This window comes from Pseudothermotoga lettingae TMO, assembly GCF_000017865.1.
In the GTDB taxonomy this organism is placed as follows: domain Bacteria; phylum Thermotogota; class Thermotogae; order Thermotogales; family DSM-5069; genus Pseudothermotoga_B; species Pseudothermotoga_B elfii.
The window spans coordinates 1,106,565-1,121,172 of the sequence record NC_009828.1; the positions used below are offsets into that span (position 1 = coordinate 1,106,565).

A 14,608-nucleotide genomic window follows, 5' to 3' on the forward strand; every position below is an offset into this window, starting at 1 on the left:
TTTCATGAAAAAGTTTTTAACTCTTCTGGCAGCGCTGGTTTGCGTCCTTGTTCTGGCTGAAGTTGGTGTATACAGTGACAAAATAGTCGTAGGTTCTTTCCAGGCTCTTTCTGGTTCTTACGCAATAATTGGGCAGGAGATGTCTAAGGGGATGAAAGCCTATTTTAACTGGGTCAACAAGAACTCCGGTGTCTATGGAAGAAAAATTGAACTCATAATAGCAGATGATCAACTCAATCCATCAAAAACTGTGGTAGAAGTGAAAAGGCTTGTTGAATCCGACAAAGTCTTTGCAATCGTAGGAGGGCTTGGCACATACGGTTGTCTGGCTGTTATGGATTATTTAGAGCAAAATAAAGTACCATTTGTGTATCAGGGAGCCGGGACCAGTTTACTTGTTATGCCACCCAAGAAATATATTTTTGGTGTGCAGCCAGATTACACCCTTGAGGGACAGCTCATAGCCAAATTTCTTGTTAAAGAGCTTGGTAAGAAAAAAATAGCGATTCTTTACATGGCAAACGATATAGGAAAGGAAGGATATGCAGCAGCTCTCAGCAGATTACAATCGTACAATTTGAAACCTGTCGTTGAAATAAGTTACAACCCGGCCGAAACAGATTACAGTGCTCTCGCCGTAGATGTTCTGAATGCGAATCCCGAAGCAATTATTATATATGGGCTCATAACAGATACCATAAGATGGATCAAGACACTGAGAGATTATGGTGTGACAAGCGATATAGTCACTATCTATCCAAACGCGGATCCAAGCTTTGTTACATTGGGAGGAAAATATGTGGAAGGAATTTATCTAACAGGCTGGGTCCCACTTGCAACGCCAGACAAACCTGAATTTGTCAGGGATTATGAACGAGCTGTTGCAATATTTCAGGAGACTTATCCCAAAGAAATTCCATCCTCGTATGCCGTTGCCGGATTCATTGCTGCGGAAGTTTTTGTACAGGGGCTGCTTCGAGCAGGTTCTGATTTAACCAGAGAAGGACTTGTAAAAGCTCTTGAGAGTTTTGATCATTGGAATGGCATCCTGGCGAAAGATATAACCTGGGGCCCGAATTTGAGGCGAGGAAAGTCCAGTATGTATTTCATAAAAATCGAAAACGGCGTTTTTGTTCCAGTAACAGATCTCATCTCATTGCAGGATTAGTTTTTTTGGAATGAAGGGGCAATTTGCCCCTTCATTATGGAGGTGAAAAATTGTCACTTCTGGATATTAGGAACTTAACTGTCAAATTTGGAGGCTTAACGGCCATTGAAGATTTTTCTATGAATGTAAAAGAAGGTGAAATTCATTCTCTTATAGGTCCCAACGGTGCTGGAAAGACAACGGTCTTTAATGTCATAACAGGGGTTGTCAAACCAGTAGCTGGAAGAATATTATTTGACGGTACCGATATAACAAAAGAAGAAACACATAAAATTGTCAAATTTGGTATAAGCAGGACTTTTCAAAGTGTTGTTGTGTTTAAATATATGACTGTCCTGGAAAATTTGTACCTTGGTTATCACAGCAGGTTGAATATCAGTATGCTGAATGAGATTATTCCAAATAAAAAAAGTTCAGAACAAATCTGGAATATGTACAGATCTGCCCTCGAAATAGCAGATTTTCTTGATTTAAAAACAAGGCTCTTGAGTTATGCCGGAATGATTCCATTTGCCGCCCAAAAAATGGTCGAAATTGGCAGGGCATTGATGAGCAAACCAAAACTGCTGCTTCTTGACGAACCAGCTGCTGGCTTGACAGAAGTTGAAACAGAAAAGCTCAAGAAAATAATCAGATTAATAAGAGACAAATTGAAGATAACCATCTTGCTTGTTGAACATGATATGCCCATCGTTATGAGTATTTCAGACAAAATAACAGTCCTGGACTTTGGCAGAAAGATAAGTGAAGGTGCACCTGAGCAGGTTAGAAAAGATCCGAAAGTTATAAAGGCATATTTGGGAGAGAGTGAAAGTGCTTGAGATAAAAAGTATAACAGTACAATATGGACCTGTCATTGCTGTGAAGGAAATTTCCATGGATATACGGCAAAAAGGTATTACTGTATTACTTGGGGCAAATGGAGCGGGCAAGACATCTACTTTAATGGCAATTGCTGGTTTGAATGATCTTTCTCATGGCTCAATATTTTTTGAAGGGAAAAGAATAGACAGGTTGCCAGCCTATGAAAGAGTGAGAAAAGGCATTGTTCTCTGCCCCGAGAGCAGATTGGTTTTTCAAAAAATGACCGTTATGGAAAATTTGAAAGCAGGTGCATATACGAGAAAAGGTGGTATTTCAGGGGAGTTTGACCTTGTTTTTTCTATTTTTCCGAAACTCAAAGACAGAGCGAAGCAACTTGCAGGGACACTTTCTGGAGGAGAAAGACAAATGCTCGCCATAGCAAGAGCTTTGATGAGTAAACCAAAGCTTCTGATGCTTGACGAACCTTCAATGGGCTTAGCACCAAATCTGGTTGTTGAAATGATGGCAGCAATCAAACAGATCAATGAAACAGGTGTAACTGTGCTTTTAGTTGAGCAAAACGCGTTCAGCGCGTTAAAAATTGCTGATTATGCGTATGTTCTTCAAACAGGAAAAGTGGTTCTTGAAGGATCTGCAGAAGATTTATTACAAGATAAAACAATTGTTGAGCAGTATCTGGGAGGATGATTATGATATTAAATAGACTGATTCTCGGATTGTCGACAGGTTCTTTTTATTCGTTAGTAGCCCTCGGTATTGTAATTATATACAAAACAACCGGGTTGATGAATTTCGCTTTTGGAAATATGGCCATGTTCATGGCTTATATAGCATACACCTTCGTAACAATTGGAGTAGGGCCAGTCTGGGCTTTGCTTTTCACAATACCTGTAGCTGCTCTATTCGGTTTTGCTGTTGAAAAATATACCCTCAGGCCAATAAGAAATCTTTCACACAGTTCGATGTTGATTATCACGCTTGGAATTCTTATGATTCTGGAAGGTCTTGTGGTTCAAATATGGGGTACACAATATAAATCTTTTCCAGAGCTTGTAACGGGACGCCCGTTCATCTTGAGGGGAAATTTCGGCATAGTTGTGTTCAGAAGGCAGGATATACTTGTTTTCAGCATCTTGATAGCTGTATCTGTAGCGATTTTTTTCATTCTGAAATATACAAGATCAGGTATTGCCATCAAAGCTGTTTCAGAAAATGAAAATGTAGCTCAATTAATGGGTATTAATCCTTCGCGTGTATTTTCTATTTCCTGGATGATCGGTACCGCTGTCGGTACTGTTGTCGCTCTGCTTGGGGCACCAAAAACATATGTTTCACCAACCATGATGCTTTTTTATCAGCTCCAAGGATTCACAGCAGCTGTTTTAGGGGGATTCGACAGTTTTGCCGGTGCGATTTTGGGAGGCCTCACCCTCGGTGTTATAGAGACTTTCGTTGGTGGATATATAAGCAATGAATTAAAAACAACTTTTTCGCTGGCATTGATAATTGCCGTTTTGCTCATCAGACCGCAGGGATTTTTTGGAAGCCGGGAAGTCAGGAGAGTGTGAAAAATGCATTGGCTTTTATTGATAATTACACTTGTTGTCCTTCCATTTATTTTCAAATCAAGCACCTTCATTTTAACTATCATGAATCTGACAATGATTTACACAATGGCTGGTATGGGATTGAATTTGATAATGGGTTATACGGGACAGGTATCCATAGGTCACGCAGCTTTTATGAGCATAGGTGCTTATACTTCAGCGATATTAACACAAAAACTATCAATACCATTGCCACTGAGCTTGATATGTGCTACAGCTATTGGTGGTATTTTCGGGCTGGCCCTGGGTTTTCCAGCACTCAGGCTTGCTGGTTTTTACTTGGCGATAGCCACGATGGGTTTTGGTATAGCAATAGAGCAACTTTTTGGCGCTCTCGAAAATTTTACAGGTGGTCACATAGGAATTCGCAACATAACAAAATTAGGTAGTGAGCTCGAAAGCTATTACATCATTCTGATATTAATTATCGTTGCATTCTATTTTTTCAACAAACTTGTCAATGGAAAAACCGGGAGGGCATTGAAAGCCATTAGAGAAAACGAATTGGTAGCAAATGTTTTGGGTGTCAATCTAACTCATTACAAAGTACTTTCTTTTGTAATAGGTTCTGCTTACGCTGGTTTGGCAGGAGCTTTATATGCCCACGTTATTGGGTATATATCACCAGCTGATTTTGGTCTTGGTAAATCTTTAGAATTGCTCGCTGTAGTAGTTATTGGCGGAATGGGTATGGTATCCGGGCCGATTTTTGGCGCTGTGTTCTATACAGTTTTACCTTTTTTCCTGAGCCGGGTAGGTTTCTCACTTTCAATCATTTTTGGTTCGGTTCTTGTTCTTGTTGTGCTCTTTATGCCAAGAGGTATAGCATATTACGCGCAACGTTTTTGGTTTAACTGGGCCGAACTACCGCTGATAATCTTCAAGCGAAAAAAAGTATCACCCGATGGAGATTATGTGGAACTCAGTTTTGGAAAAATGCATTATGTTCAAAGTGGAGATGGAGAAAAGGTTATTCTGTGTATTCATGGAAATTTTGGTTCTTACAGATGGTACAAACCAATGATGGAAAAAGTTCATGGGTATAAAATAATAGCCATAGATTTGCCAAATTTCGGCGATTCGTCACGATCAACAGTTTCGCTCGATTTTTACGCAGATTCCGTACATGAATTTATCGAGAAGATGCAAATAAAACCATCTGTTATTGCCCATTCCCTTGGTGGCGCAGTGGCAATGTTACTTGCCAAGAAATACCCAGATTCGATTGCTTCTCTTATACTGGTTGATCCATGCCCTGCCGACGGACTTGTTACTCCAAATGAGAATCTCCCATATCTGAAATTTTACAAAAGAAGCAGGATTTTGCTTAAAAAATCATTAACTGGCCTTCTGAGGAAACTTAAAGATAAAAAGTATTTCGAGCAACTTGTTGACGATGCCCTCAAAATGAATCCGGAAAGTATATACACTCACGCGATAGAACTTGGAAAGTTCAGATTATCTATCGATACTTATTCTGTTCCAACTGTTGTTGTTTATGGAGATTTAGATCCGCTTCTGACAAAAGAACAGATGTTAAAAACAGCCGAAGTACTGAAAGCAAAGTTAATTGTGCTTGAAAATGTCGGGCATACTCCATTTGTTGAAGTTCCAGATCTTTTCATAGAAACTGTTAAAAATTATCTGTGAGGAGGTAAAAACGATGAAATATGCGAAAATAATCTCTTCTGGTATGTATGTCCCACAAAAAATAATGACTAACAAAGAATTTGAACAAATCACCAATATGGTCATCGATCCATATTTTACCGAGCAGATAGGTATAAATCACAGGCACATATCTCAATCTCATGAAACGCCAACATTTATGGCAGCAGAGGCTGCAAAAAAAGCTCTTGAGAGGATCAATATGAAACCAGAGCAGATCGATTTGATAATACTTGGTACAGATACACCTGAAGCTGTTTCTCCACCTGATGCTGCTCGAGTTCAATATCTGATTGGTGCAAATAAAGCTGAACCACTGGCCTTTAACGTTAATGCCTCATGCGCAAATGGTGCTTTATTACTTGACATAGCATCTCGATACATCGCACTCGGAGATTACAAAAATGTTTTAGTCATAGGTGTCTATGCTATGACAAAGTTTTTGAACTGGAAATATTCCTGGGAAGCTCTGTTTTCCGATGGTGCTGGTGCTTTGATATTGACGGCAGATGATAAACCAGGCTATCTTGGAAGTGTTTCAAGATGTGATGGAAGCTGGTGGCATAACTGGGGCATCTACATGGGTGCTGGAACTATGAATATCGAAGGCATTGATAGAGGTCTTCACAAACTCGACTTGAGGGCGGCTTATCCTGCTACTGTGAACGAAGAAGGCTGGCCTGTACTAATCAACAAATTAATTGAAAAATGTAAGATCTCAAAAGAAGAAATCGGAATGATGTTTTTCACACAGGTGAGAAAGAAAACCATACTGAAAGTCATGGAAATTCTTGGCATGAGTGAAGACAAAACTCATATGATAATGGACAAATATGGTTATACAGGTTCTGCATGTGTTTACATGGCTTATGATGATGCTTTCGACTGTGGGAAGATGAGAAACATGGAGGGTAAGGTTCTGATCTTTTTGACTTCAGGAGTTGGATTTCAGCAGGTTGCGGTAGCTTTCAGGTGGTAGGTATGTTCAAAACAAGTGATGGAATTATGATAGATTACAAAGTTCAGGGTGAATCAGAAGAAGTTGTTGTTTTTCTCAACGGTATTTTCATGGATTACAACAGCTGGTTTTTTATCACAGAGCAGCTTAAAGGTCAATATAGAATCATTCTTCACAATTTCAGGTGTCAGTGGAGCTCGCAAAACGGTTCGTGTAGTTTCGAAAGGCACGTTGAAGATCTCAAAGAACTCCTTGATTATTTAAAGATCAGCAAAGTGCATCTGGTTGGAACATCTTATGGTGCAGAAGTTGGAATGTTTTTCGCTGTCAGATATCCAGAGTTGGTAAAATCTCTCACGATTATAACCGCGACAGCCCGTATAACGCCATCTATCAAATACAAAGCTCTGAGATGGAAAGATGGTGCGATGAGTAAAAATAAAGAGATATTTGTCAGAAGCTGGATCAACGATGTCTACAGCGAGCAATTTCTTGACAGATATCCAAACCTGTTCGGCACAATTATTCAACGAATGTCGCAGTTCAATTACGAAGGAGCAGTAAAATTGCTGGATGCCTTCCTTGAGCTTGAGCGAAAACCTTTGTTAAATCAACTTTCGAAGATAGGTGCACCTGCGCTTGTTGTTTCTGCCCAATTTGATAACATAAAACCAGTGAACTTTTCACAGGAAATAGCACAGCAAATACCCGGCGCTAAGCATGTGTGCATTCCAGATTGTGGCCATGCCGCGGTAATTGAAAAGCCAAAGGAGGTACTTTTTCTGATAAAAGCGCATCTGTTTTTCCTGAAAAACTAAAAGAGATTAGACCTATGCCAAGATACGGCAACTTTACCAGGATCCCGGTTGACATTCTCCATAATATATATACGAAAATATAAAATCTCAAAAATAACTAAAAAGCTTTTGGAGAAATGTTTTGAGTCAAAAAACACGTTAAAAATCTTTCAGGATGCCTGAGATAGAACTTAGTTTCAACTAAGATAGAATTTTTTAATTCTGTTCTGAATTTGACAATCTTTTTTGATAGAAACTCCCTTTACAAGCAAAGTTTCACACCCCGGTGATGCTGATTATGTTGTAAACAACTTCATACATCCCGGTTAAAATTATTGATTGTCTGTATTACTGAGGCTTTCTTCAAGCCATTGTTTGTAGTTTGCATCAACAGTTTTTATTTCAACGCTGAAAATTGCCGGAACAGAATAGGGGTGAAGCTCTTTCAACTTTTTGAACACTTCTTGTTCTTTGAAGTTGCTGGTTTTCAAAATTGCCGCAAATTCTTTATCTTGAGAGACTTTCCCATCCAACCAGTAGCCTGAGTCAATTTGAAAGACATTAAAACAAGCTATGAGTTTTTCCAAAAGCAGGTTTTTACAAATCTCCAGGGCTTTTTCTCTGTCGGGAAAAGTTGTGTAGATTATTATCATCGCAATCACTCCTTAATTTATATTGATTTTTCCCGGCTCTATAAATGTGATTTGTCTCTTTCAGAGAAAGCTTTCTTCTGGATTTCTCAGGAATAAAGTTCTTTAAAGACAGTTTCCGGCGGTATGTTTTCAAGCACTGCTATTCTTTTGTGAATGGGAGGATGAGTGCTGAACAGATCAGCAAAAAAACCTTCTTTGTTGTTCACATTTCGCCTGAGAGGATCAGATATAAAGAGATGTGCAGTTGCTATTGTTGCCCCTTTGGTTTTACCGCGAATTTTCTGCAGTTTGGCTATCTTTCTCAATGCGCCCGATAAACCTCGAGGGTTCCTTGTCAATTCAACTGCTTTCGCATCAGCAAGGTATTCGCGAGTTCGAGAAACAGCAAAAACTGTTATCCTCCCAATTAGAGAGAACAGGGTGGCAACAACAGCAATCACAAGAAGTGCAAGTATTATGTAGGCACCACTATCTTTTTCTTTTCTCTTCGAGCCTTTTGGCCCAAGCCATCCCACAAATTTGAGTGATCGCCAGGCAAAAAGTTGTACCAGTACCATTGTTCCAAGAATAGCGCTAACTGTTGTCATTAATAATGTGTCTTTGTTTATTATATGACTCACTTCATGAGCAATTACGCCCTCTGTTTCTTCCCGGTTCAGGTTATTTAACAAGCCCCGCGTCACACAAATGACGCTATCTTCCTGTTTGAATCCTGCTGCAAAAGCATTTATATTTTCGTCTTCCATTATATATACCTTTGGAACATTTTTTATTCCGCAAGCAATAGAAATTTCCTCAACTATGTTTTTGAGCTGTCTCTCCTCAAGTTCTTTTTCATTAATTGGTTTAGCTCCCACAGATCTGAGTACAAGTGATGAACCAGCCTGTGTCCCAATTAAAACCTGTATTGATGCTATCAGTGCTAAAATAAGTGTTCCAGCAGGGAAGCTTGAGAACATAACATCTACGAGAAATCCAAGAAGCATCATCAAAACTATGAAAAAGAATATTAAAAGGTACGTTCTACGCAAATTTTTTGCCTGCTGGGCGAAATAATTCATTAAACCACCTCAGAGGCTAAGGTCAACTTTCGGGGTTTCTTTCTCATCACTTGTAGCTTCGAAAAATGGATAGGCTTTAAATCCAAACATATTTGCTACTATGTTGACTGGAAAAATCTCTATTGAAGTGTTGTATTTCATCACGGTGTCATTATAAAACTGCCTCGCATAGGTTATCCTGTTTTCTGTGCTCGTCAATTCTTCCATTAATTGGCTGACCTGTTGATTTGATTTCAGGTCAGGATATTTTTCAAAAACAGCGAGCAATCTTGACAGAGCTCCAGAGAGTTCACCTTCAGCTTTGATTCGGTCGCCGATAGAACCACCAGAAATGGCTTTAGATCTTGCATTTATAACTGCTTCGAGTGTTTCTTTCTCAAATTTCATGTATCCCTTAACCGCATTTACCAGATTTGGTATAAGATCATGTCGCCTTTTTAGTTGAACATCTATTTGGCTCCATGCATTCTCCACACGCTTTTTCTTTCCCACAAGGGAGTTGTATGCACCGATGAACCATACAACTAAGATGACTATAATTACAAGAATTACACCAAAAATTACCATAACGACACCTCCTCAATAACTATACCACAATTGTATCTTATTGATTTTTGAAATTGTATCAAAGCAATCACGAAAAATGGCAATTTTGGTGCAATCAGTCTCTTTTGGTACTTTTATGGATTGAACTTTAATTAAGATTCAGCAGCCTAAGGTATGAGTAAACATGGTAATATCAAAATAGAAAAAAGCTATGCATGTGCAACACAGTTTATCTTTAATGGAGGTTATTCTGTGACACGCGAAGAACTTATGAAAATTGTTGCAAGCAGGATCGAAAAGTGCACATCTTGCCCTTTATTCAATACCAGAACAAATGTCGTTGTAGGTGAAGGCAATCTTTATGCGCCCATTATGTTTGTTGGAGAAGGTCCTGGTGAAGAAGAGGATAAGACAGGGAGACCTTTTGTTGGAAGAGCTGGGCAGCTTCTTACAAAAATTCTCGAGTCGGTAAACATCGACCGTGAGGATGTTTACATATGCAATATTGTGAAATGCAGGCCTCCCGAGAACAGAGTTCCAAAGGCAGAGGAACAAAAAGCATGTGGCCATTATTTAATGGCACAGATAATGATTGTAGATCCAGCTATTATAGTTCCTCTTGGTAGCACAGCTTTATCTTTTTTTCTTGGCCAGAATGTATCCATAACGGAATTCCGTGGAAAGGAACTTGACTGGAAAGCTGGTAAAAAATTATTCCCAATGTTTCATCCCAGTTATTTGTTGAGAAATCCATCTAAAGCCAAGGGATCTCCCAAGGATTTAACCTGGCAAGATATCAAAAAAGTTCGGGAATTTTTCGACCAAAAAAGGAGGTAAAAATATGGCAAGGGGAAGAAAGAAAATTTTAACACCGGCTCTTGAAGATTATCTTACAGTAATTTATGAAATCCAGCAAAAACAGCCCGCTGCGAGAATAAGTACAGTTGCCCGCAAAGTTGGTGTCAGCCTTCCGAGTGTTACAAATGCAATGAGGCGCCTTGCTGACCTTGGATATGTGGAATATGAAAAATATGGCCTCATAATTCTAACGAATAAAGGAAAAAGAAAAGCTCAAACTATGAGAACTCTTCAGCAAAGAATATGCAACTTCTTCTACTACGTTTTGGGTATACCAATAGAGGTGTCCGAGAAACTTTCAAAACATTTGTCACATTATTTGACGGCCCGGACAAGAGACAGAATCAAAGATTTTTATAAGATTATAATTGATTTCGACGAAACCAAGGCAAAAGATCTCAGAAATTTCATTGAAGAAAGCAGGCAATTGATCAATGTCACGCATTTGCCAGCAGAGGTTCTTGAAGACATTAAAGCTGTTGAAACAGAAGAAGACGAAGAAGAAGGTGAATGATTATGGCTTCCGTTCTGGTGACTGGTGGGGCTGGTTTTATAGGATCACATCTTGTTGATGCCTTAATTGAAAAAGGACATCGTGTTGTTGTAGTTGATAATTTAGTCAGCGGAAAGATAGAAAATTTAAACAAAAATGCGCTTTTTTATCAACAGAGTATAGAAGATGATGAAATGATGGAACGTGTTTTCATGCTGCACAGATTTGACTTTGTTTTTCACCTCGCGGCTCAGGCAAGTGTCAGTGTTTCTGTGAAAGAACCCATTAAGGATGCAAAAACTAACATCTTGGGCAGTCTTGTTTTACTTGAGAAAAGTGTTAAGCATGGCGTCAAAAAATTTATCTTTTCTTCCACTGGTGGAGCTATCTATGGTGACAACGTACCCTTACCGACAAATGAAGCAATTGGCCCAAATCCTGCGTCACCTTACGGAATTGCCAAAAGATCTGTGGAAATGTATTTAGAATTCTATAAAAATGAAAAGTCGTTGAATTATATTGCGCTGAGATATGGAAATGTTTATGGACCTCGTCAGGATCCGAATGGAGAAGCGGGAGTCATTGCAATATTTTCTTCAAGAATGCTTAAAGGCGAGGATGTTCATATATTTGGCGATGGAGAATATGTAAGAGATTACGTATATGTAAAAGATGTTGTGACGGCGAATTTGCTTGCCATGGAAAAAGATTTCACGGGAATTTACAATATAGGTACTGGCGTGGGAACATCTGTGAACGCTCTCTTCAAAATGCTTTCAACGATAACTGGTTACTCGAAGCAACCAATTTACTCATCTCCGAGGAAAGGGGATTTGAGAAAGAGTATTCTTGATTCAAAAAAGGCAGAGTTAGAGCTTGGTTGGCATCCAGTCACGGAACTTTCCGACGGTTTAAAGATGACAGTTGAGTTTTTCAGATGATTCTGGGGGCTTCCGCATGCCAGAGAATTTGAGCAATGTTCCGCTTGCTGAAAGAGTGAGACCGAAAAATGTAGAAGATTTGGTCGGTCAGCAACATGTGATGGGAAAAGAAGGTATACTACGGAAAGCCCTTGAAAAAGGGATGATGTTTTCTTGTGTACTCTATGGTCCACCCGGATGTGGAAAGAGTTCAATAGCAGAACTCATAAGAAAACATGTGGATGCGGAATTTTTCTTCTTCAGCGGGGCTCTACACGGCGCAAACGACATAAAGCAAGCGATGAACAGAGCTCAAGAGATGAAAAGATATGGCAAACAAACTATTATTTTCATAGATGAAATCCACAGACTTAACAAAGCTCAGCAGGACCTTCTTTTGTCGAAAGTAGAGGATGGTACTATAACACTGATTGGAGCGACAACTGAAAATCCATCCTTTGAGATAATTCCTCCTCTCCTCTCGAGATGTCGGGTGATCTTTTTAAAACCCCTTTCTAACGAGGAATTGATAAAAATTATGAAAAGAGCAATTATAGTAGACGAGAAAATAGCAAGTTACGAGATCAATGTAACTGACGAGGTTTTTCAGGCTATAGCCCAGATGTCTCAAGGAGATGCGCGATTCGCCTTGAATACTCTTGAAATAGCTATCGAAGCTGCTCGAGGAATGAATCAAAAAATAGTTGATTTCAATGTACTTCAGGCAAGCAGCGGTTACAAACCCCATGGTTACAGGAAAGAAGAACATTATGATTTTGCATCGGCTTTTATCAAAAGCTTGCGTGGAAGTGATCCTGACGCGGCACTTTACTATATGGCACGTATGATAGATTCTGGGGAAGATCCCATGTTCATAGCAAGAAGGATGATAATTCTTGCCAGTGAGGACATAGGCCTCGCAGACCCGATGGCTTTACTGGTTGCAACGTCTGCTGCTCAGGCTGTTGAATATGTGGGATTACCAGAATGTGCTTTGAATCTTGCTCAGGCAGCCATATATCTTGCAGCTGCTCCCAAGAGCAATTCAGTCTACTTAGCACTTGAAAAAGCAAAGGATGTTGCAAAACGTTCAACAGGTGTCCAGGTACCTCTTTTCTTGAGGAATCCGGTCACAAAATTGATGAAAAATTCTGGCTATGGAGAAGAGTATATTTACCCCCATGAGACAGGTGGCTTCGTGAAAAGAAGTTATATGCCTGACGAGCTAAGCAGAATTAAAATATACACTCCAAAATCTATCGGCAAAGAAGAAAATATCAAAAAGAGGCTTGAAGAACTCTGGGGAAAGGAAAAGTATTCGAAGGGGGAAGATGATGAAGAAGGTTAGTTCAACAAATCTTGTTTATGCGTTCTCATCCTCAATGAGCCCTGTCTTGGAAGTTGCTTCTGGTGATCAGATTGTTTTTGAAACTATAGACGCACTGGGTGGGCAAATCAAATTCGAAGGTGATGTAATCAATTTGGATTTTTCAAAAGTTAATCCTGCAACTGGTCCTGTTTTTATAAAAGGAGCGATGCCTGGAAATACTCTTAAGGTAAAAATATTAAAGATAGATTTGGCAGAAGAAGGTGTGATAGTTTGCGAGGAAGGTTTCGGGGTTTTTCCGGAACTGGTAAAAGGTTTCAAAGCTAAAATGCTTCGTATAAAAGATGGGTTTGTTAGATTTGATAAGCTGAGTATTCCCGCCAATCCAATGATAGGTGTTATAGGCGTTGCTCCGGAAAACGGGCATTTTACCACAGGTACTGCGTACAAACATGGTGGCAATATGGACACTAAGTATGTGAAAACCGGGAGTGCAGTTTACTTACCAATTTTCCAGCCCGGTGCCTGTTTGGCTCTTGGAGATGTTCACGCTGCAATGGCTGATGGAGAAGTCTGTGTTTCTGCTTGCGAAGTTTGTGCAAATGTGACAGTTGAGGTAGAACTGATCAATTATGAAATAGAATGGCCATTAATTGAGACAGAGAGTGGTTTTTTCATAGTTGTCTCTATGGGAACAGTTGAAGAAGCCTTAAAAGAAGTTACGTACCAGGCAGTAAAGTTTTTAAGTAGAAAATTAAATCTTTCTATGAACTCGGCTTATATGCTTGCAAGTCTTGTAGTTGATATACAAATAAGCCAGCTTGTAGATCCGAACAAAACGGTACGTGCATACATACCAAAATACCTCTTTGATGGGAAAGGAGAAATTATGTGAAAGCCGTCGTTTTTGACAGCAGCATTGATGTTCCTGTTGGTTACGAGTTTAAGGTACCTGTTTTTATGCTCCCGTTGAATGTGTACGTGGATGGAAAAGAGTACAGAGATAAAGTGAATATTACTGAAGAGGAATTTTATAGCCAGGCAATACTTGGAAAAGAAGTCAGGACATCCCTGCCAAATTTTTCAGAAACAGTCGAGTTACTGACAAAACTTTCAAAAGAGTACGATCATATTTATATCGTTACAATATCAAGTAAATTAAGTGGCACCTGGAATATGATAAGGCTTGTGTTGCAGCAATTTGATATTAAAAATGCGACACTAATAGATTCGAAAAGTGGAAGTGTCAAAAGTTTTTATGTTGTACATCGACTTATCAACGATATTTTGAACGAAATTGAAATATCTGAAGATATCTTCAGAAAATACATAGAAGAATCACTGCTGTTATTTACCGTTACCAGCCTGGATTACCTCGAAAAAGGAGGCAGGATTGGTAAAGCTAAGGCATTGCTGGGAAAATTACTCAGAATAAAACCGATTCTCTCAACAGATACCGATGGTCAAGTTCATAGCACAGGTTCAGCTCGCTCAATGAAGCACGTTATAGAAATCATAGCAGAGCAAGCCAAAAAATTCGCAGATTTCGAAAAATACGTTGTAGTTGGTGGCTATGGATTGAAGCAGATGAAAGAACATTTAGATCGGTTGCTTTCATTTTTTCCTGCTGGGAGCCTGGTTGGGATATCAAGGATAGGCCCGGCCGTGAGTGCCCATGTAGGGCCGGAGGTATTTGGTTTAGTTATAGGTAAAGCATAATCTGTTGA

Annotated in this window: 16 protein-coding genes; 13 read left to right on the plus strand and 3 right to left on the minus strand. The window is 39.4% G+C overall.

The window, feature by feature from the left end; genetic code table 11:
- Positions 1–4 precede the first annotated feature (4 nt).
- Genes TLET_RS05475 through TLET_RS05505 form a run of 7 tightly spaced genes read left to right on the plus strand, consistent with a single transcriptional unit; the run spans position 5 to position 7,044 of the window.
- Positions 5–1,168: an ABC transporter substrate-binding protein gene (locus TLET_RS05475; RefSeq protein WP_012003116.1), complete on the plus strand. Its 1,164-nt coding sequence runs from the start codon at positions 5–7 to the stop codon at positions 1,166–1,168.
- A gap of 50 nt (positions 1,169–1,218) precedes the next feature.
- Entirely contained in the window at positions 1,219–1,989 is a 771-nt protein-coding gene (locus TLET_RS05480; protein WP_012003117.1) for an ABC transporter ATP-binding protein, read from the plus strand.
- Positions 1,982–2,680, plus strand: a complete 699-nt coding sequence (locus TLET_RS05485; protein ID WP_012003118.1) for an ABC transporter ATP-binding protein — start codon at positions 1,982–1,984, stop codon at positions 2,678–2,680. Before TLET_RS05480 ends, TLET_RS05485 begins: the two co-directional genes overlap by 8 nt.
- A 2-nt stretch (positions 2,681–2,682) precedes the next feature.
- Entirely contained in the window at positions 2,683–3,561 is an 879-nt protein-coding gene (locus tag TLET_RS05490; protein ID WP_012003119.1) for a branched-chain amino acid ABC transporter permease, read from the plus strand.
- 3 nt (positions 3,562–3,564) lie between these two features.
- Positions 3,565–5,250, plus strand: coding sequence for an alpha/beta fold hydrolase (locus TLET_RS10665; RefSeq protein ID WP_012003120.1), 1,686 nt, complete (start codon positions 3,565–3,567; stop codon positions 5,248–5,250).
- A 13-nt stretch (positions 5,251–5,263) separates the two neighbouring features.
- Positions 5,264–6,247 carry a 3-oxoacyl-ACP synthase III family protein gene (locus TLET_RS05500; RefSeq protein WP_012003121.1) on the plus strand — a complete coding sequence of 328 codons (984 nt, stop codon included), beginning with the start codon at positions 5,264–5,266 and terminating at the stop codon, positions 6,245–6,247.
- Positions 6,248–6,249: 2 nt separating this feature from the next.
- The gene (locus TLET_RS05505; RefSeq protein ID WP_012003122.1) at positions 6,250–7,044 is read left to right on the plus strand and encodes an alpha/beta fold hydrolase; all 795 of its coding nucleotides are present in this window, start codon (positions 6,250–6,252) and stop codon (positions 7,042–7,044) included.
- 311 nt (positions 7,045–7,355) lie between these two features.
- On the opposite strand, the gene cutA is transcribed toward TLET_RS05505, so the two are convergent.
- From cutA to TLET_RS05520, 3 genes are all read right to left on the minus strand, one after another.
- A complete protein-coding gene (gene cutA, locus TLET_RS05510) occupies positions 7,356–7,676 on the minus strand; it encodes a divalent-cation tolerance protein CutA (RefSeq protein ID WP_012003123.1) in 321 nt (106 codons plus the stop codon).
- A gap of 86 nt (positions 7,677–7,762) precedes the next feature.
- On the minus strand, positions 7,763–8,737 hold the full coding sequence (locus tag TLET_RS05515; RefSeq protein ID WP_012003124.1) for a M48 family metallopeptidase: 975 nt from the start codon (positions 8,735–8,737) through the stop codon (positions 7,763–7,765).
- Between the two features lie 9 nt (positions 8,738–8,746).
- Positions 8,747–9,304 carry a LemA family protein gene (locus TLET_RS05520; protein WP_012003125.1) on the minus strand — a complete coding sequence of 186 codons (558 nt, stop codon included), beginning with the start codon at positions 9,302–9,304 and terminating at the stop codon, positions 8,747–8,749.
- Positions 9,305–9,535: 231 nt separating this feature from the next.
- On the opposite strand from TLET_RS05520, the gene TLET_RS05525 reads away from it, so the two are divergent.
- The 6 genes from TLET_RS05525 to TLET_RS05550 are packed head-to-tail and all read left to right on the plus strand — an operon-like array spanning position 9,536 to position 14,600.
- Positions 9,536–10,120, plus strand: a complete 585-nt coding sequence (locus tag TLET_RS05525) for a uracil-DNA glycosylase (protein ID WP_012003126.1) — start codon at positions 9,536–9,538, stop codon at positions 10,118–10,120.
- A gap of 4 nt (positions 10,121–10,124) precedes the next feature.
- Positions 10,125–10,655, plus strand: a complete 531-nt coding sequence (locus TLET_RS05530; RefSeq protein ID WP_012003127.1) for a metal-dependent transcriptional regulator — start codon at positions 10,125–10,127, stop codon at positions 10,653–10,655.
- A gap of 2 nt (positions 10,656–10,657) precedes the next feature.
- Entirely contained in the window at positions 10,658–11,575 is a 918-nt protein-coding gene (locus tag TLET_RS05535; RefSeq protein ID WP_012003128.1) for an NAD-dependent epimerase/dehydratase family protein, read from the plus strand.
- 16 nt (positions 11,576–11,591) lie between these two features.
- Positions 11,592–12,902: a replication-associated recombination protein A gene (locus TLET_RS05540; RefSeq protein WP_012003129.1), complete on the plus strand. Its 1,311-nt coding sequence runs from the start codon at positions 11,592–11,594 to the stop codon at positions 12,900–12,902.
- Positions 12,886–13,776 carry an acetamidase/formamidase family protein gene (locus tag TLET_RS05545; protein WP_228368993.1) on the plus strand — a complete coding sequence of 297 codons (891 nt, stop codon included), beginning with the start codon at positions 12,886–12,888 and terminating at the stop codon, positions 13,774–13,776. The genes TLET_RS05540 and TLET_RS05545 overlap by 17 nt, the downstream gene beginning before the upstream one ends.
- A complete protein-coding gene (locus tag TLET_RS05550; protein WP_012003131.1) occupies positions 13,773–14,600 on the plus strand; it encodes a DegV family protein in 828 nt (275 codons plus the stop codon). Before TLET_RS05545 ends, TLET_RS05550 begins: the two co-directional genes overlap by 4 nt.
- Positions 14,601–14,608 lie beyond the last annotated feature (8 nt).

Excerpts from the sequence above, each read along its gene's own strand:
- TLET_RS05475 (WP_012003116.1), top strand. The coding sequence starts at position 5 with ATGAAAAAGTTTTTAACTCTTCTGGCAGCGCTGGTTTGCGTCCTTGTT.
- TLET_RS05490 (WP_012003119.1), top strand. The coding sequence starts at position 2,683 with ATGATATTAAATAGACTGATTCTCGGATTGTCGACAGGTTCTTTTTAT.
- TLET_RS10665 (WP_012003120.1), top strand. The coding sequence starts at position 3,565 with ATGCATTGGCTTTTATTGATAATTACACTTGTTGTCCTTCCATTTATT.
- TLET_RS05500 (WP_012003121.1), top strand. The coding sequence starts at position 5,264 with ATGAAATATGCGAAAATAATCTCTTCTGGTATGTATGTCCCACAAAAA.
- TLET_RS05505 (WP_012003122.1), top strand. The coding sequence starts at position 6,250 with ATGTTCAAAACAAGTGATGGAATTATGATAGATTACAAAGTTCAGGGT.
- cutA (WP_012003123.1), bottom strand. The coding sequence starts at position 7,676 with ATGATAATAATCTACACAACTTTTCCCGACAGAGAAAAAGCCCTGGAG.
- TLET_RS05515 (WP_012003124.1), bottom strand. The coding sequence starts at position 8,737 with ATGAATTATTTCGCCCAGCAGGCAAAAAATTTGCGTAGAACGTACCTT.
- TLET_RS05520 (WP_012003125.1), bottom strand. The coding sequence starts at position 9,304 with ATGGTAATTTTTGGTGTAATTCTTGTAATTATAGTCATCTTAGTTGTA.
- TLET_RS05530 (WP_012003127.1), top strand. The coding sequence starts at position 10,125 with ATGGCAAGGGGAAGAAAGAAAATTTTAACACCGGCTCTTGAAGATTAT.
- TLET_RS05535 (WP_012003128.1), top strand. The coding sequence starts at position 10,658 with ATGGCTTCCGTTCTGGTGACTGGTGGGGCTGGTTTTATAGGATCACAT.
- TLET_RS05540 (WP_012003129.1), top strand. The coding sequence starts at position 11,592 with ATGCCAGAGAATTTGAGCAATGTTCCGCTTGCTGAAAGAGTGAGACCG.
- TLET_RS05545 (WP_228368993.1), top strand. The coding sequence starts at position 12,886 with ATGATGAAGAAGGTTAGTTCAACAAATCTTGTTTATGCGTTCTCATCC.